Source organism: Mycobacterium sp. NGS59 (genome assembly GCF_059812345.1).
Window position 1 is genome coordinate 37,817 of the sequence record NZ_JCALCN010000023.1, and the last position, 15,582, is coordinate 53,398.

Here is a 15,582-nt window from a genome sequence, read left to right on the forward strand (position 1 = left end):
GCCTCGCATTCAGTATTGGAGACCAAACCCCATGAGCGCCCCCATCCGGATCCCCGCCGGGACCACCGCGGCTGCCGCCGTCGGCGAGGCGGGTTTGCCGCGCCGCGGGACACCGGACGCGGTCGTGGTGGTGCGTGATGCCGAGGGCAAGCTGCGCGACCTGAGCTGGGTGCCCGAGGCCGACACGGAGGTGACCCCGGTCGCCGCCAACACCGAAGACGGGCGCAGCGTGATCCGGCACTCCGCCGCCCACGTGCTCGCCCAGGCCGTGCAGGACATGTTCCCGGAAGCCAAGCTGGGTATCGGTCCGCCCATCGTCGATGGCTTCTACTACGACTTCGACGTCCCCGAGCCGTTCACACCCGAAAATCTCCAGGCGCTGGAGAAACGGATGCGCCAGATCGTCAAGGAAGGTCAGCTGTTCGACCGGCGGGTCTATGCCTCCAAGGACGCTGCCCGCGAAGAACTCGCCGACGAACCGTTCAAGCTCGAACTCGTCGACGACAAGTCCGGCGACCCCGACGTCATGGAAGTCGGCGGCGACGAGCTCACCGCCTACGACAACCTCAATCCCCGTACCCGCGAACGGGTTTGGGGTGACCTGTGCCGCGGGCCGCACATCCCCACCACCAAGCACATCCCGGCGTTCAAGCTCACCCGCAGCTCGGCGGCGTACTGGCGCGGCGACCAGCAGAACGCCAGCCTGCAGCGCATCTACGGCACCGCGTGGGAGTCGCAGGAAGCGCTGGACCACCACCTCGAACTGATCGCCGAGGCGCAGCGCCGCGACCACCGCAAGCTCGGGGTGGAGCTCGACCTGTTCAGCTTCCCCGACGAAATCGGTTCGGGGCTGGCCGTTTTCCACCCCAACGGCGGGATCGTGCGTCGCGAGCTGGAGGAGTATTCGCGTCAGAAGCACGCCGCGGCGGGATATGAATTCGTCAACACCCCGCACATCACCAAGGAACAGCTCTACCTCACCTCGGGCCACCTGGAGTGGTACGCCGACGGCATGTACCCGCCGATGCACCTCGACGCCGAATTCAACGCGGACGGCTCGGTGCGCAAACCCGGCCAGGACTATTACCTCAAGCCGATGAACTGCCCGATGCACCACCTGATCTATCGGGCCCGCGGACGGTCGTATCGCGAACTTCCGTTGCGGCTCTTCGAGTTCGGCAGCGTTTACCGCTACGAGAAGTCCGGTGTGATCCACGGCCTGACCCGGGTGCGCGGCATGACCCAGGACGACGCGCACATCTACTGCACCCGCGATCAGATGCGCGACGAGCTGACGTCGGTCTTGCGTTTCGTGCTCGACCTGCTGGCCGACTACGGCCTCGACGACTACTACCTGGAGCTGTCCACCAAGGACCCGGACAAGTACGTCGGCTCCGACGAGGTGTGGGAGGAAGCCACCCAGGTCCTGCGGGAGGTGGGGGAGGCCTCCGGGCTGGAACTGGTGCCCGACCCGGGTGGCGCGGCTTTCTACGGTCCTAAGATCTCGGTGCAGGTCAAGGATGCGCTGGGCCGCAGCTGGCAGATGTCGACGCTGCAGGTCGACTTCAACATGCCGGACCGCTTCGAGCTGGAATACACCGCCTCCGATGGGACCCGGCAGCGCCCGGTGCTGATCCACCGCGCGCTGTTCGGGTCGATTGAACGGTTCTTCGGCATCCTCACCGAACACTACGCCGGTGCGTTCCCGGCGTGGCTGGCACCGGTCCAGGTGGTCGGTATCCCGGTGGCCGACGAGCACATCGACTATCTGGAAGACGTTGTCGCTCAACTCAAGTCGCACGCGGTGCGGGCGCACGTGGACCTCAGCGACGACCGGATGGCCAAGAAGATCGTGCACCACACCAACCAGAAGGTGCCGTTCATGCTGCTGGCCGGCGACCGGGACGTGCAGGCCGGCGCGGTCAGCTTCCGGTTCGGCGACCGCACCCAGATCAACGGGGTGCCGCGGGAGACGGCCGTCGCGGCCATCGCGGACTGGATCGCAAGTCGTCAAAACGCCACTCCGACAGCGGAACTGGTGAAGGTTGCCGACGGTGGCTGAGCAGGATGACACGATCCACGACCGCGGCGTGGGACGCCGCGACCACCTGCAGCGGTTGTGGACCCCGTATCGGATGAACTACCTGGCCGAAGGGCCGCTCAAGCGCGACGAGGACAACCCCTCCCAGCCGTTCACCGACATCCCGACCATGTCCGACGAAGACGGCCTGGTGGTGGCGCGCGGCGAACTCGTCTACGCCGTGCTCAACCTGTATCCGTACAACCCCGGCCATCTGATGGTGGTGCCCTACCGGAGGGTGTCGGAGCTGGAAGACCTGACGGAGCCGGAGAGCGCCGAGGTGATGGCGTTCACCCAGAAGGCGATTCGCGTCATCAAGAACGTGTCGCGTCCGCACGGCTTCAACGTCGGCATCAATCTCGGCACGTCGGCGGGCGGCTCGCTGGCCGAGCACCTGCACATCCACGTGGTGCCCCGCTGGGGCGGCGACGCGAACTTCATCACCATCGTGGGCGGCTCCAAGGTGATACCGCAGTTGTTGCGCGAAACCCGTCGGCTGCTGGCCGAGGAGTGGGCACGGCAGCCATGAGCAAACTCCCGTTTCTGTCCCGGGCGTTCTTCGCTCGCGCCACCGACCCGGTGGCCCGGACAGCGCTGAAGGTCGGTCTGACGCCGGACATCGTCACCGTCGTCGGCACCGTCGGTTCGATGGCGGGCGCGTTGGTGTTGTTTCCGATGGGTCAGTTGTTCTACGGCGGATGTGTGGTCTGGTTCTTCACGCTGTTCGACATGGCGGACGGGGCGATGGCCCGGGAACGCGGGTTCGGCACCCGATTCGGTGCCGTCCTGGACGCCACCTGCGACCGTCTCGGCGACGGCGCGGTGTTCTGCGGGTTGCTGTGGTGGATCGCGTTCCACCAGCACGACAAGTGGCTCACCGTGGCGACGCTGATCTGCCTGGTGACCTCGCAGGTGATCTCCTACATCAAGGCCCGCGCCGAGGCCAGTGGGTTGCGCGGCGACGGCGGTTTCATCGAACGGCCCGAACGGCTGATCATCGTGCTGGTCGGTGCGGGAGTATCGGACTTCCCGTTCGTGGCCTGGCCGCCGGCCCTGCCGATCGCGATGTGGGTGCTGGCGGTGTTGAGTGTGATCACCTGCGGGCAGCGGTTGTACGCGGTGCGAACCTCGCCGGGTGCCGTCGACCACCTGGCGCTACCGGGAAAGAGTGAGCCGTGATACCGCCGTCGGGAAGTGTGAGTCTGCCCGGTCGCCGGCCCCGTGAACTGGTCACCGGTGCCGCCTCCGACTGGGCGTACGCCACCGGCTGGATGGCGGTTCGGGCGTTGCCGGAGTTCGCCGCCCGCAACGCATTCGACGCCGGTGCGCGTTACGCCGCCCGCCGCGGCGGGCCGCAGCAGCTGCGCAAGAACCTGGCCCGGGTGATCGGGGTGCCGCCCGACCGGGTGCCGAAGTCGTTGATGCGCGCCTCGCTGCAGTCCTACGCCCGGTACTGGCGGGAGGCGTTCCGGCTGCCCACCATGGACCACCGCGAGCTGACGCGGCAACTCGACGTCGGGACGCACGGCCAGGACAACCTGAATGCGGCGCTGGCCGCGGGACGTGGCGTCGTGCTCGCCCTGCCGCACAGCGGCAACTGGGACATGAACGGGCTGTGGCTGGCGCAGACGCACGGCACCTTCAGCACCGTCGCCGAGCGGCTCAAACCGGAGTCGCTGTATCGCCGTTTCATCGACTACCGCGAAGGCCTCGGCTTCGAGGTGATCCCACACTCCGGCGGGGAGCGGCCGCCCTTCGAGACGTTGTGTGATCGCTTGCGCGACAACAAGATCGTGGCATTGATGTCCGACCGCGACCTCACCCGCACCGGGGTCGAGGTCAACTTCTTCGGCGAACCCACCCGGCTGCCTGCCGGTCCGGCCAAGCTCGCGATCGCCACCGGGGCCGCCCTGCTGCCGTCGCACTGCTGGTTCGAAGGCAACGACTGGGCCTGCAACATGCAGACGCCGCTGGACACCAGCAGCGGCGATGTCCGCGCCATCACCCAGGCGCTGGCCGACGAGTTCGCGCGCAATATCGCCGCCCATCCCGCAGACTGGCACATGCTGCAACCGCAGTGGTTGGCCGATCTGTCGGACGACCGTCGGGCGTGGTTGAAGGGCGGCTGATGCGGATCGGGATGGTCTGCCCCTACTCGTTCGATGTGCCGGGCGGGGTGCAGTCGCACGTACTGCAACTGGCCGACGTGATGACCGCCCGCGGGCACCACGTCAGCGTGCTCGCGCCGGTCTCGTCGGAGACGTCGCTACCCGACTACGTCGTCTCCGCCGGCAGGGCGGTTCCCATCCCCTACAACGGGTCAGTGGCCCGGTTGCGGTTCGGGCCGGCCACCCACCGCAAGGTCAAGAAATGGCTCGCCGAAGGCGATTTCGACGTGCTGCATCTACACGAGCCCAGCGCTCCGAGCCTGTCGTTGCTGGCCCTCAACATCGCCGAGGGGCCGATCGTGGCGACGTTTCACACCTCGACCACCAAGTCGGTGGCCATGTCGGTGTTGGGCGGCATGTTGCGTCCCCGGTTCGAGAAGATCATCGGCCGGATCGCGGTGTCCGACCTGGCCCGGCGCTGGCAGATGGAATCGGTCGGCTCTGACGCGGTGGAGATCCCCAACGGCGTCGACGTCGACTTCTTCGCGTCCGCGTCTGCGCTGGACGGCTACCCGCGACCCGGCAAGACCGTGCTGTTCCTGGGGCGCTACGACGAGCCCCGCAAGGGTATGGCGACGTTGCTGGCCGCCATGCCCGCGGTGCTGGAGCGCTTTCCCGACCTGCAACTGCTGATCGTCGGTCGCGGAGACGAAGACGAATTGCGTTCTCAGGCAAGCGGATTCGTCGACAATATCCGGTTCCTGGGTCAGGTGGACGAGGACGGTAAAGCCGCCGCAATGTGCAGCGCCGACGTCTACTGCGCGCCCAACACCGGCGGTGAGAGCTTCGGCATCGTCTTGGTGGAGGCGATGGCCGCCGGCACCGCGGTGGTGGCCAGCGACCTCGACGCGTTCCGGCGGGTGCTGCAGGACGGTGCGGTAGGGCGGTTGGTCCCGGTGGACGACAGCGGCGCGCTGGCCGAGGCGCTGGTCGCCGTGCTGGGAGACGACGAGTTGCGCGGCCGATACGTGACGGCCGGCGCCGAGGCGGTCCGCCGCTACGACTGGTCGGTGGTGGCCAGCCAGATCATGCGCGTCTACGAGACGGTCGCCGGGTCGGGCGTCAAGGTGCAGGTGGCCAGCTGATGGCGTGGCTGATCGCCGCGCTCGTCGTTGTGGTCCTGCTGGCGTTCGCTGCCTGGGGGTATCAGCGCGCGAACCGGCTGGACCGGTTGCACGTGCGCTACGACCTGTCCTGGCAGGCGCTGGACGGGGCCCTGGCGCGGCGCGCGGTGGTGGCGCGCGCGGTAGCGATCGATGCCTACGGCAACGCGCCCGAAGGTAGGCGGCTGGTTGAGTTGGCCGACGCCGCCGAACGCGCGCCCCGCACCGGGCGCGAGACCGCGGAGAACGAGCTGTCGGCCGCGCTGGCGATGGTGGATCCGGCGTCGGTGCCGGCCGCTTTACTGGCTGAGCTCGCCGACGCCGAAGCGCGGGTACTGCTGGCCCGCAGGTTCCACAACGACGCGGTGCGCGACACCCTGGTGCTCGCCGAGCGGCGCATGGTGCGGCTCTTCCGGCTCGGCGGAAGAGCACCGCTGCCAACGTACTTCGAGATCGTCGAACGCCCGCACGCCCAGGCGCACACCGACCACGAACTCAACCACCGCACCTCGGCGCGGGTGGTGCTGCTCGACGAAGCCGGGGCCGTGCTGCTGTTGTGCGGGTCGGATCCCGCGTTGGCTGATGCCCCGCGGTGGTGGTTCACCGTCGGCGGGGAAGTGCTCGACGGCGAGCGGCTGGCCGAAGCCGCGGCCCGCGAGCTGGCCGAGGAAACCGGGCTCTCGGTGGCGCCGACGGAGATGGTCGGCCCGATCTGGCGGCGCGACGAGGTGTTCGAGTTCAACGGGACCATGATCGACAGCGAGGAGTTCTACCTGGTGCACCGCACCCGTCGGTTCGAGCCGACGCTGGACGGACGCACCGAGCTGGAGCGTAGCTACATCCACGGCGCCCGCTGGTGTGACGCCGCGGATATCGCGGCCCTGGAGGGTGCCGGTGAGTTGGTGTATCCGCGCCAGCTCGGCGAGTTACTGGTGGTGGCTGGCGAGCTCGCTGACAACCGCGACGCGGTGGTTCCGCAGTCGATCCGCTGACTGAAGCATCTGTTGTCAGGTGCCGAGCAGGTTTGAAGTCCTGTGTGTTGGCTAGAACTCACTTTGTGGTCCGAAGTATGCGGCTCCCACTTTCAGCGCACGAACACAGGGGAAGGAGTCTTCAATGATGTTCCCGAGGATCGCAGTGAAGACGAAAACGATGGCGGCTGCCAGTATCGCGGCGGCAGCGATTCTGACGGCGGCACCCGCAATGGCGGACCCGCAGGCCGTCGCATTCGGCCAAGCGGCAGAGATCGCCGGGGCAGCCGGCGTTGGATCCATCAGCTACACAGTGGGTAACCTGCAGCCCAGCGGAAACAATGACGGCGCATGGTATTCCGAGGTAACGGCCCGGGGCGTCAGCGGCTCGCCGACTCCGAACATCGCCAACTTCAACGCCCGCGCCGCGAACAGCTCCACCTATGCGGTCATGAAGGGCAACCAGCCGGACGGCCTGCCGAACCAACCACTCATGGCGGGCACCGAAGTGACCGGGAAGCTGTACTTCGACGTCAAGAACGGCCCAGCGCCCGACAGCGTCGTGTACCGGGACGCCGGCGGCACTGACAAGGTCGTCTGGAAGGGCTGACCGCCCACCTAGAAGGGTGGGGGTTCGTCGTCGGGGCCTGGTGGTGGGCTGGTGTCGGTCCAGCCGGTGACGCTGGCGTGGCGGTTGGCCATGCGGGCTTGGTGGTTGTGTCGGCGTTCGGCGGTGACGCGCTGAGCGCGGTTTTGGGCGCGGGTGCGGCGGCGTTTGGGCATCATCGCGCCGCGTTGGGCGCAGTGGTCTTGGGGCGCAATGGTTTCGGGGGTGGGCATGCCGCCGACGGCGGTGCACAGGCTGGGGAACAGCAGGGCGCTGCCGGGGGTGGTGACGTGGGTGTCTCCGGCCGGGGAGGTCAGGATCAGGGTGCCGTCGGCCAGTTGCTGTTCGGTCCAGCCCCAGAAGGTTTTGACCAAATGGTGGGTACGGCAGTAGCACTTGGTGTTGGCCGCGTGGGTGGGCCCGCCTTGCGACCACGGGATCGTGTGATCCAGGTCACACTGGGTGGCGGGTACGTCGCAACCCGGCCAGCGGCACGTCAGGTCGCGACAGCGCACGAAATCGGCCAACGCTTTCGACGGGCGGTACTGCGGTTCGGGGGCGCAGTAGCCGGGGTGCACGAGCGGCACCTGTGTGGCGGTCTGGGCCAACTCGGCCAGCAGTTCGGGGGTGATGAGCCCTTCGGCGCCGATCATCGCCGCCGGGTTGTCGGCGGTGCCGTTGAGGCTGTCGTGGGTGGCGATGACATGGATGACGACCGGGCCGGCCGGTGGGCGGGTGGCCGCGGTGCAGTCCGGGCGGTCGCAGCGGCAGGCCAGGCGCTCGTTGCCGGCGGCCAGGGCCCCGATGGCATCGGCGCGGCGTTGGGTGCGGGTGCGCGGGTCATGGCAGCACACGGTGGCCGCCAGCGCGGACAGTTTGTCGTCCAGGGCGCGGGCATCGGGGCTGGCCAGGTGGCCTTGGATGTCGCTGAGGCCTTCGAAGTCTTCTCCGATGTAGATCTCGCGGTCGCGCTGGCGTTTTTTGCGCCGGCGCACCGCATCGAGGTCGAGGCGGGCCACGATCTTGTCGACCTGCGCCGAGAGCCGCCAGCCGCTCAGGGCGGGCCAGCGGGTGATGTTGGTGGCCACCAACGCATCCACCCGGGCCAGCACCTGGGGGTCCTCGATCAGATCGGTGCGCGAGACCACCGTGGCGAACGCCGAAAAACCGATGTCCCCGCGTTCGAACACCGCCGCGGTCTGGGGCAAACGTTCCCCCATGGCGCGGGCATAGTGGACTTTGCCCGAGGCCCAGGACTGACTGATCTTCAGGCCCGCGGCCACTTCGGCGGCCACCGCGGCCGTGGTGTCGATCGCCCACGCCTGGGTTTCGGCGCTACGGGAGAGCCGATAGCTAAACAGCTGCCAGATCGCGGCCAACTGGGTGGCCTCGGCCTGGTTGATCAGCCGATCGCAGGCTTGAATATGGGTCATCCACGCCGTGGACGCCGCGGTGGTCTCGCTCAACGCCTCCCGGTGGGCGAACACCGCCCCCATCGACTCCTCGAACTGCGCCACCTTCGCCGCGGCGACAGCCTCCGGATCCGATTGTTCGAACATACGTTCGATACTACCACAATCACGCGTGCTGGGTCAGGTGGCTTCTCCGCCAGTTCCGTCAACGCGTCGGAAAATCCGATTTGCCCTGGGCCACTAGACTGGTGCACCGAGTCGAGAGCCGAGGAGCGTAGTGAACACCCAGCAGAACGGGGCCCAAACCGGTACCGCCCGCGTCAAACGAGGCATGGCCGAAATGCTCAAGGGCGGCGTCATCATGGACGTCGTCACCCCCGAGCAGGCCCGCATCGCCGAAGGCGCCGGCGCCGTCGCGGTGATGGCACTGGAACGGGTGCCCGCCGACATCCGCGCCCAGGGCGGGGTCTCGCGGATGAGCGACCCCGACATGATCGAGGGCATCATCGACGCGGTCACCATCCCGGTGATGGCCAAGGCCCGCATCGGGCACTTCGTCGAGGCGCAGATCCTGCAGAGCCTCGGCGTGGACTACGTCGACGAGTCCGAGGTGCTCACGCCGGCCGACTACACCCACCACATCGACAAGTGGCAGTTCACCGTGCCGTTCGTGTGCGGTGCCACCAATCTCGGTGAGGCGCTACGGCGTATCACCGAGGGTGCGGCCATGATCCGGTCCAAGGGTGAGGCGGGCACCGGCGACGTCTCCAATGCCACCACGCACATGCGCGCCATCGGCGGCGAGATCCGTCGGCTCACGTCGTTGTCCGAAGACGAATTGTTCGTTGCCGCAAAGGAATTGCAGGCCCCGTATGAGCTCGTCGTCGAGGTGGCCCGGGCGGGCAAGCTGCCGGTGACCCTGTTCACCGCCGGTGGCATCGCCACGCCGGCCGACGCCGCGATGATGATGCAACTCGGCGCCGAGGGCGTGTTCGTCGGCTCCGGGATCTTCAAGTCCGGCGACCCCGCGCAGCGGGCGGCGGCGATTGTCAAGGCCACCACCTTCTACGACGACCCCGACGTGCTGGCCAAGGTGTCGCGTGGCCTGGGTGAGGCGATGGTCGGCATCAACGTCGAGGAGATCGCGGAGCCGCACCGGCTGGCTCAACGCGGCTGGTAAAAACATCCCGTGGCCATCGAAGAGATCCTCGATCTCGAGCAACTCGAGGTCAACATCTATCGCGGCAGCGTGTTCAGTCCTGAATCCGGTTTCCTGCAGCGCACTTTCGGCGGGCATGTGGCCGGCCAATCGCTGGTGTCGGCGGTGCGCACGGTCGACCCGCGCTACCAGGTCCACTCGCTGCACGGATATTTCCTGCGGCCCGGGGACGCCAAGGAGCGCACGGTGTTCATCGTCGAGCGCACCCGCGACGGTGGATCCTTTGCTACGAGGCGGGTCAACGCCATCCAGCACGGCGAGATCATCTTCAGCATGGGCGCCTCCTTCCAGACCGACCAGGAAGGCATCAACCACCAGGACGCGATGCCCGCGGCACCGCCCCCGGACGGACTGCCGGGCCTGGATTCGGTCAAGGTGTTCGACGACGCCGGATTCAAGCAGTTCGAAGAATGGGACGTCTGCATCGTCCCCCGTGACCTGTTGAAGCTGTTGCCGGGCAAGGCATCTCAGCAGCAGGTGTGGTTTCGGCACCGGGACCCGCTGCCGGACGATCCGGTGCTGCACATCTGCGCGCTGGCCTATATGAGCGACCTGACGCTGCTGGGCTCGGCGCAGGTCACGCACATGCAAGAACGCGAGCACCTGCAGGTCTCGTCGTTGGACCACGCCATGTGGTTCATGCGCGCGTTCCGTGCCGACGAATGGTTGCTGTACGACCAGTCCTCACCGTCGGCCGGCGGCGGCCGATCGCTGTGCCAGGGCAAGATCTTCAATCAGAGCGGCGAGATGGTAGCCGCGGTGATGCAGGAGGGGCTGACCCGCTTCAAGCGCGGTTATCAGCCGTGAGCGCGCCCAGAGTCGGCGTGCTGGCCTTGCAGGGCGACACCCGCGAGCATCTCGCGGCGCTGCGGGAAGCCGGCGCCGAGGCCAGCACGGTACGGCGGCGCGCCGAACTCGAGGCCGTGGACGGATTGGTGATCCCCGGCGGGGAGTCCACCGCGATGAGCCATCTGCTGCGCGATTTCGACCTGCTGGAGCCGCTGCGCGCCCGGCTAGCCGACGGGTTGCCCGCCTACGGCGCTTGTGCCGGGATGATCCTGCTGGCCAGCGAGATCCTGGACGCGGGCGCCGACGGACGCGCGGCGCTGCCGTTGCGTGGTATCGATATGACGGTGCGGCGCAACGCTTTTGGACGTCAGGTCGACTCGTTCGAGGGCGACATTCCGTTCGACGGGCTGGACGGCCCGGTGCGCGCGGTGTTCATCCGGGCGCCGTGGGTGGAGCGGGTCGGGGACGACGTGCAGGTGCTCGCCCGCGCGGCCGGACACATTGTCGCGGTGCGCCAGGGCGCGGTGCTGGCGACGGCGTTTCACCCGGAGGTGACGGGGGACCGCCGCGTGCACCAGATGTTCGTCGAGATGGTCCAGGGCCGCGGCTAAGTTCGGATCATGGCGTCGGCAAATGCGTTCGATCGGCCCGTCCACTCCTGGCGGGATATTCCCGGCTGGTTCCAGTGGCGTCGTCACCAGGAGGAAGCCGTTGCGCATTTTCCCGATGGGAGCCGGTTTGTCGAGGTGGGGTGCTATCTGGGGCAGAGCATCTGCTCGCTGGGCGAGGTGGTGCGCGAGGCGGGTCGCGACATCGCCATCGTCGGAGTGGACACCGCACGCGGCAGCGGTCCGGAAGGACGCGACAACACCGATGCGCATGGACCCGCGGTCCGGCACGGCGGCGGGACCTTCGCGGGGCTACTACACCGCAACATCATCGACTGCGGGCTTGCCGAGACAATCCAGCTGATCATCAGCGATTCCGTGGCAGCCGCCGAATTCTTCGCAGACGGTTCGGTGGCCTGGGCCCATCTCGATGCCCGACACGACTATGACAGCGTCGTCGCCGACATCGATGCGTGGCAGCCCAAAATCGCGCCGGGTGGTTGGCTGTCTGGTGACGACTATCACCGTGAGTGGTGGCCGGGTGTGGTGCGCGCCGTCAGCGACAGACTGCCCGACGCGGTTTCGTGGTGGTCGACCCAATGGAGGTGGATCAAGCCCGGTGAATTGGGCGGCACGTAGACTCGTCAGGCGAACTTTTCGAAGCGAAAGAGGTAAGTCACACCGATGAGCGGCCATTCCAAGTGGGCCACCACCAAGCACCAAAAGGCCGTCAAAGACGCCCGCCGCGGCAAAGAGTTTGCCCGGCTGATCAAGAACATCGAGGTCGCGGCCCGTACCGGCGGCGGCGACCCGGCCGGTAACCCGACGTTGTACGACGCCATCCAGAAGGCGAAGAAAACCTCGGTGCCCAACGACAACATCGAACGCGCCCGCAAGCGCGGTGCCGGTGAGGAAGCCGGCGGCGCCGACTACCAGACGATCATGTACGAGGGGTACGGACCCAACGGCGTCGCTGTGCTGATCGAGTGCCTGACCGACAACCGCAACCGCGCGGCCGGCGAGGTCCGGGTGGCGGTGACCCGCAACGGCGGCACCATGGCCGACCCCGGCTCGGTGTCTTATCTGTTCTCCCGCAAGGGCGTTGTGACGCTGGAGAAGAACGGTCTGACCGAGGACGACGTGCTGACCGCGGTGCTCGACGCGGGCGCCGAGGACGTCAACGACCTGGGCGAGAGCTTCGAGGTGATCTCCGAGCCGACCGACCTGGTCGCGGTGCGCTCCGCGCTGCAAGAGGCCGGCATCGACTACGAATCCGCCGAGGCCAGCTTCCAGCCGTCGGTCAGCGTGCCCGTCGACGCCGACGGCGCCCGCAAGGTGTTCAAGCTGGTCGACGCGCTGGAAGACAGCGACGACGTGCAGAACGTCTGGACCAACGTCGACCTGTCCGACGAGGTGCTGGCCGCGCTCGACGCGGAGTAACCCTCACGGATGCCAGCGGCTGGCGGTCCGTACCACGACACCGCCGGACTCCGTCGGGTAGAGATGCCAGGTCTGCCAGCGCCAGCCGGTGCCGTCGGGCTCGGCGGCCAATGCGGTCAGCGCGGCGTCGTCGCCGGGAAACACCCCACCCAGCCAGCCGTCGTCAATCTCGCACCGTTCGCGCAAGTGAGTTGCCAGCGTGCGGAAAGCGGACTCGTCGTACTCGTCGGTGCGTGCTTGCAGCCGGTAGCCGGGCGCATCGGAACGTTCGGGCAGCTCGCCGCTCGTGAGGCAGGAAACCTGTTCGGAGAATCGTCCCGCGCCGTGCTCGACGACGACGACATGCGAAGCACCCAGCACTCCGAGCGACAGCGTGCCGCCGTGAGGGTGTTCCAGTCGACAGCTGGCCAGCGGGCGTGGCGCGGCCGCGTTCAGCGCCAACGCCAGTCGGGTCCCGGACACGTCGGCCGGCGCAACAGCGAGCTGATGAAGCGGCACCGGGCTCAACCTAGTTCATCGGCGCGTGTCCCTACCGGGCGATGTCGGACCGCCGGGCTAGGCTATCGAACAGCTGTTCGGTAGGAAGTAGGGAGCTGCGGTGCGGGTGATGGGTGTGGATCCCGGCTTGACGCGGTGCGGATTGTCGTTGGTGGAAAGCGGTCGCGGCCGCCAGATCACCGCTTTGGACGTCGACGTGGTGCGGACGCCGTCGGGCGAGCCACTGCACCGCAGGCTGCTGGCCATCAGCGACGCAGTCGATCACTGGCTGGACACCCACCGACCGGACGTGTTGGCCATCGAGCGGGTGTTCTCCCAGCACAACGTGTCGACGGTGATGGGCACCGCGCAGGCCGGCGGCGTGATCGCCCTGGCAGCGGCCAAGCGCGACATCGACGTGCACTTCCACACGCCCAGTGAGGTCAAAGCCGCGGTCACCGGCAACGGTGCCGCCGACAAGGCGCAGGTGACCGCCATGGTCACCAGAATCCTTGCGCTGCAAGCCAAACCGACCCCGGCCGACGCCGCCGACGCACTGGCGTTGGCCATCTGCCACTGTTGGCGTGCGCCGACGCTGGAACGGCTGGCCGCCGCGCAGGCGCAGGCGGCGCAGCACCGCAACAAATACCTGGCCAAGCTGAAGGCGGCACGATGATCGCCTCGGTCCGCGGCGACGTGCTCGAGGTGGCGCTCGATCACGCGGTGATAGAGGCGGCCGGCGTCGGGTATCGGGTGAACGCGACCCCCTCGACGCTGGCCACGCTGCGCGCAGGCACCGAAGCGCGGCTGATCACCGCGATGATCGTCCGCGAAGATTCGATGACGCTCTACGGCTTCTGCGACGTCGAGACCCGGGACCTGTTCCAGACGCTGCTGTCGGTGTCCGGGGTGGGTCCGAGGCTGGCGATGGCGACGCTGGCCGTGCACGACGCGGCGGCGCTGCGGCAGGCGCTGGCCGACGGCGACGTCGCCGCGCTGACCCGGGTGCCCGGCATCGGCAAGCGCGGCGCCGAACGGATGGTGCTCGAACTGCGCGACAAGGTCGGTGTGATCGCGGGGACGGGTGCAGCGCCGGCGGTGAACGGCCACGCGGTGCGGGGGCCGGTGGTCGAGGCGTTGGTGGGCCTCGGGTTCGCGGTCAAACAGGCCGAGGAAGCCACCGACAAGGTGCTGGCCGACAACCGGGAGGCGACGACGTCGACCGCGCTGCGGGCCGCGTTGTCGCTGCTGGGCAAGGCCAAATGAGCGACGACGATTTCGACGAGCGCGACGTCTCGCCGTCGCTGGCGGTCGGCGAGGGCGACATCGACGGCAGCCTGCGGCCGCGGTCGCTGCGCGAATTCATCGGCCAGCCCCGGGTCCGCGAGCAGTTGCAACTGGTCATCGAGGGCGCCAAGAACCGCGGCGGCACCCCGGACCACATCCTGCTGTCCGGGCCACCGGGCCTGGGCAAGACGTCGTTGGCGATGATCATCGCCGCCGAGCTGGGATCCTCGCTGCGGGTCACGTCGGGCCCCGCCCTGGAACGCGCCGGTGACCTGGCCGCGATGCTGTCCAACCTGGTCGAACACGACGTGCTGTTCATCGACGAGATCCACCGGATCGCCCGGCCCGCCGAGGAGATGCTGTACCTGGCGATGGAGGACTTCCGGGTCGACGTCGTCGTCGGGAAGGGGCCCGGGGCGACGTCCATTCCGCTCGAGGTCGCACCCTTCACCCTGGTCGGCGCGACCACCCGTTCCGGCGCGCTGACCGGCCCGCTGCGCGACCGGTTCGGCTTCACCGCGCACATGGACTTCTACGAGCCCGCCGAGTTGGAGCGGGTGCTGGCGCGCTCAGCGGGCATCTTGGGCATCGAGCTGGGTGCCGAGGCCGGTGCCGAGATCGCGCGCCGCTCGCGCGGGACGCCGCGGATCGCCAACCGGTTGCTGCGCCGGGTCCGTGACTACGCCGAGGTGCGCGCCGACGGCATCATCACCCGCGACGTGGCCAAGGCTGCCCTGGAGGTCTACGACGTGGACGAACTCGGCCTCGACCGGCTGGACCGAGCGGTGTTGTCGGCGCTGACCCGCAGTTTCGGCGGCGGTCCGGTAGGGGTGTCGACCCTGGCGGTCGCGGTGGGGGAGGAGGCCGCCACCGTCGAGGAGGTGTGCGAGCCGTTTCTGGTGCGGGCGGGCATGGTAGCCCGCACCCCGCGCGGCCGGGTGGCGACCGCGCTGGCGTGGACACATCTGGGTATGACGCCCCCGGCCGGCGTCTCGCAACCGGGACTATTCGACTAGGAGAGCGAAATGGTCACTGCCGCAATAGTTTTCGCCGCGCTGGCTGCGGCGCTGCACGTCTACATCTGGACTATGGAGTCTTTCACGTGGACCTCCAGGCGCACCCGGGCCACGTTCGGCACCACACCCGAGGAAGCCGAGACCACCAAATTGCTGGCGTTCAACCAGGGGTTCTACAACCTGTTTCTGGCGATCGTGACAGGTATCGGCATCGCGGCGGTATGCGCCGGGCACCGGGATGTGGGTGCCGCGCTGGTTTTCGCCGGGGTGGGGTCCATGGCGGCGGCCGCCGTCGTGCTGTTGGTCTCGGCACGGGACAAGGCGCGGGCCGCGGTGACCCAGGGCCTGTTCCCGGTCATCTCCGTCGCCCTACTGATAGCCGGTTTGGCCACCCGCTGACAACAC

18 protein-coding genes are annotated in these 15,582 nt (G+C 68.0%); 16 read left to right on the forward strand and 2 right to left on the reverse strand.

Features of this window, described 5'->3' with window-relative positions:
- The first annotated feature begins 31 nt into the window (after positions 1-31).
- The 7 genes from thrS to AC5Y46_RS21080 all read left to right on the forward strand — a co-directional run bounded on the left by thrS (position 32) and on the right by AC5Y46_RS21080 (position 6,932).
- Complete coding sequence (thrS, locus tag AC5Y46_RS21050; protein WP_499992840.1) at positions 32-2,062, forward strand: threonine--tRNA ligase; 2,031 nt, start codon at positions 32-34, stop codon at positions 2,060-2,062.
- Positions 2,046-2,609, forward strand: a complete 564-nt coding sequence (locus AC5Y46_RS21055; RefSeq protein ID WP_499946691.1) for an ATP adenylyltransferase — start codon at positions 2,046-2,048, stop codon at positions 2,607-2,609. The genes thrS and AC5Y46_RS21055 overlap by 17 nt, the downstream gene beginning before the upstream one ends.
- Positions 2,606-3,259: a phosphatidylinositol phosphate synthase gene (gene pgsA, locus AC5Y46_RS21060; protein WP_499992843.1), complete on the forward strand. Its 654-nt coding sequence runs from the start codon at positions 2,606-2,608 to the stop codon at positions 3,257-3,259. The genes AC5Y46_RS21055 and pgsA overlap by 4 nt, the downstream gene beginning before the upstream one ends.
- A complete protein-coding gene (locus AC5Y46_RS21065) occupies positions 3,259-4,209 on the forward strand; it encodes a phosphatidylinositol mannoside acyltransferase (protein ID WP_499992891.1) in 951 nt (316 codons plus the stop codon). The genes pgsA and AC5Y46_RS21065 overlap by 1 nt, the downstream gene beginning before the upstream one ends.
- Entirely contained in the window at positions 4,209-5,333 is a 1,125-nt protein-coding gene (locus tag AC5Y46_RS21070) for a glycosyltransferase family 4 protein (protein ID WP_499992845.1), read from the forward strand. Before AC5Y46_RS21065 ends, AC5Y46_RS21070 begins: the two co-directional genes overlap by 1 nt.
- Positions 5,333-6,343 (forward strand): NUDIX hydrolase, encoded by a 1,011-nt coding sequence (locus AC5Y46_RS21075; RefSeq protein ID WP_499992849.1) that lies wholly within the window; start codon positions 5,333-5,335, stop codon positions 6,341-6,343. Before AC5Y46_RS21070 ends, AC5Y46_RS21075 begins: the two co-directional genes overlap by 1 nt.
- A gap of 124 nt (positions 6,344-6,467) precedes the next feature.
- The gene (locus tag AC5Y46_RS21080; protein WP_499946723.1) at positions 6,468-6,932 is read left to right on the forward strand and encodes a DUF1942 domain-containing protein; all 465 of its coding nucleotides are present in this window, start codon (positions 6,468-6,470) and stop codon (positions 6,930-6,932) included.
- Positions 6,933-6,940: 8 nt separating this feature from the next.
- Here the strand turns inward: AC5Y46_RS21080 and AC5Y46_RS21085 are convergent, their stop codons facing one another.
- Positions 6,941-8,425: an HNH endonuclease signature motif containing protein gene (locus AC5Y46_RS21085; RefSeq protein WP_499992893.1), complete on the reverse strand. Its 1,485-nt coding sequence runs from the start codon at positions 8,423-8,425 to the stop codon at positions 6,941-6,943.
- Between the two features lie 193 nt (positions 8,426-8,618).
- Here AC5Y46_RS21085 and pdxS point away from each other — a divergent pair, with 193 nt between their 5' ends.
- Genes pdxS through AC5Y46_RS21110 form a run of 5 tightly spaced genes read left to right on the forward strand, consistent with a single transcriptional unit; the run spans position 8,619 to position 12,397 of the window.
- Positions 8,619-9,521, forward strand: coding sequence for a pyridoxal 5'-phosphate synthase lyase subunit PdxS (gene pdxS, locus AC5Y46_RS21090; RefSeq protein ID WP_499992851.1), 903 nt, complete (start codon positions 8,619-8,621; stop codon positions 9,519-9,521).
- Positions 9,522-9,530: 9 nt separating this feature from the next.
- On the forward strand, positions 9,531-10,367 hold the full coding sequence (gene tesB / locus AC5Y46_RS21095; protein ID WP_499946730.1) for an acyl-CoA thioesterase II: 837 nt from the start codon (positions 9,531-9,533) through the stop codon (positions 10,365-10,367).
- The gene (gene pdxT / locus AC5Y46_RS21100) at positions 10,364-10,960 is read left to right on the forward strand and encodes a pyridoxal 5'-phosphate synthase glutaminase subunit PdxT (RefSeq protein WP_499992853.1); all 597 of its coding nucleotides are present in this window, start codon (positions 10,364-10,366) and stop codon (positions 10,958-10,960) included. Before tesB ends, pdxT begins: the two co-directional genes overlap by 4 nt.
- 9 nt (positions 10,961-10,969) lie before the next feature.
- On the forward strand, positions 10,970-11,596 hold the full coding sequence (locus AC5Y46_RS21105) for a class I SAM-dependent methyltransferase (RefSeq protein WP_499992855.1): 627 nt from the start codon (positions 10,970-10,972) through the stop codon (positions 11,594-11,596).
- Positions 11,597-11,641: 45 nt separating this feature from the next.
- A complete protein-coding gene (locus tag AC5Y46_RS21110; RefSeq protein WP_499946733.1) occupies positions 11,642-12,397 on the forward strand; it encodes a YebC/PmpR family DNA-binding transcriptional regulator in 756 nt (251 codons plus the stop codon).
- Between the two features lie 3 nt (positions 12,398-12,400).
- On the opposite strand, the gene AC5Y46_RS21115 is transcribed toward AC5Y46_RS21110, so the two are convergent.
- Positions 12,401-12,895: a DUF2617 family protein gene (locus AC5Y46_RS21115; protein WP_499992857.1), complete on the reverse strand. Its 495-nt coding sequence runs from the start codon at positions 12,893-12,895 to the stop codon at positions 12,401-12,403.
- Between the two features lie 100 nt (positions 12,896-12,995).
- Here AC5Y46_RS21115 and ruvC point away from each other — a divergent pair, with 100 nt between their 5' ends.
- Genes ruvC through AC5Y46_RS21135 form a run of 4 tightly spaced genes read left to right on the forward strand, consistent with a single transcriptional unit; the run spans position 12,996 to position 15,576 of the window.
- Complete coding sequence (ruvC, locus tag AC5Y46_RS21120) at positions 12,996-13,550, forward strand: crossover junction endodeoxyribonuclease RuvC (RefSeq protein ID WP_499992859.1); 555 nt, start codon at positions 12,996-12,998, stop codon at positions 13,548-13,550.
- Complete coding sequence (gene ruvA, locus AC5Y46_RS21125) at positions 13,547-14,140, forward strand: Holliday junction branch migration protein RuvA (RefSeq protein WP_499992861.1); 594 nt, start codon at positions 13,547-13,549, stop codon at positions 14,138-14,140. Before ruvC ends, ruvA begins: the two co-directional genes overlap by 4 nt.
- Complete coding sequence (gene ruvB, locus AC5Y46_RS21130) at positions 14,137-15,177, forward strand: Holliday junction branch migration DNA helicase RuvB (RefSeq protein WP_499946737.1); 1,041 nt, start codon at positions 14,137-14,139, stop codon at positions 15,175-15,177. The genes ruvA and ruvB overlap by 4 nt, the downstream gene beginning before the upstream one ends.
- Before the next feature lie 9 nt (positions 15,178-15,186).
- Positions 15,187-15,576 carry a DUF1304 domain-containing protein gene (locus AC5Y46_RS21135; RefSeq protein ID WP_499992862.1) on the forward strand — a complete coding sequence of 130 codons (390 nt, stop codon included), beginning with the start codon at positions 15,187-15,189 and terminating at the stop codon, positions 15,574-15,576.
- Positions 15,577-15,582 lie beyond the last annotated feature (6 nt).

Bases quoted from the DNA above. Each gene is read 5' to 3' on its own strand.
- thrS (WP_499992840.1), top strand. From the start codon at position 32: ATGAGCGCCCCCATCCGGATCCCCGCCGGGACCACCGCGGCTGCCGCC.
- pgsA (WP_499992843.1), top strand. From the start codon at position 2,606: ATGAGCAAACTCCCGTTTCTGTCCCGGGCGTTCTTCGCTCGCGCCACC.
- AC5Y46_RS21070 (WP_499992845.1), top strand. From the start codon at position 4,209: ATGCGGATCGGGATGGTCTGCCCCTACTCGTTCGATGTGCCGGGCGGG.
- AC5Y46_RS21075 (WP_499992849.1), top strand. From the start codon at position 5,333: ATGGCGTGGCTGATCGCCGCGCTCGTCGTTGTGGTCCTGCTGGCGTTC.
- AC5Y46_RS21080 (WP_499946723.1), top strand. From the start codon at position 6,468: ATGATGTTCCCGAGGATCGCAGTGAAGACGAAAACGATGGCGGCTGCC.
- AC5Y46_RS21085 (WP_499992893.1), bottom strand. From the start codon at position 8,425: ATGGGGGCGGTGTTCGCCCACCGGGAGGCGTTGAGCGAGACCACCGCG.
- AC5Y46_RS21105 (WP_499992855.1), top strand. From the start codon at position 10,970: ATGGCGTCGGCAAATGCGTTCGATCGGCCCGTCCACTCCTGGCGGGAT.
- AC5Y46_RS21110 (WP_499946733.1), top strand. From the start codon at position 11,642: ATGAGCGGCCATTCCAAGTGGGCCACCACCAAGCACCAAAAGGCCGTC.
- ruvA (WP_499992861.1), top strand. From the start codon at position 13,547: ATGATCGCCTCGGTCCGCGGCGACGTGCTCGAGGTGGCGCTCGATCAC.
- ruvB (WP_499946737.1), top strand. From the start codon at position 14,137: ATGAGCGACGACGATTTCGACGAGCGCGACGTCTCGCCGTCGCTGGCG.
- AC5Y46_RS21135 (WP_499992862.1), top strand. From the start codon at position 15,187: ATGGTCACTGCCGCAATAGTTTTCGCCGCGCTGGCTGCGGCGCTGCAC.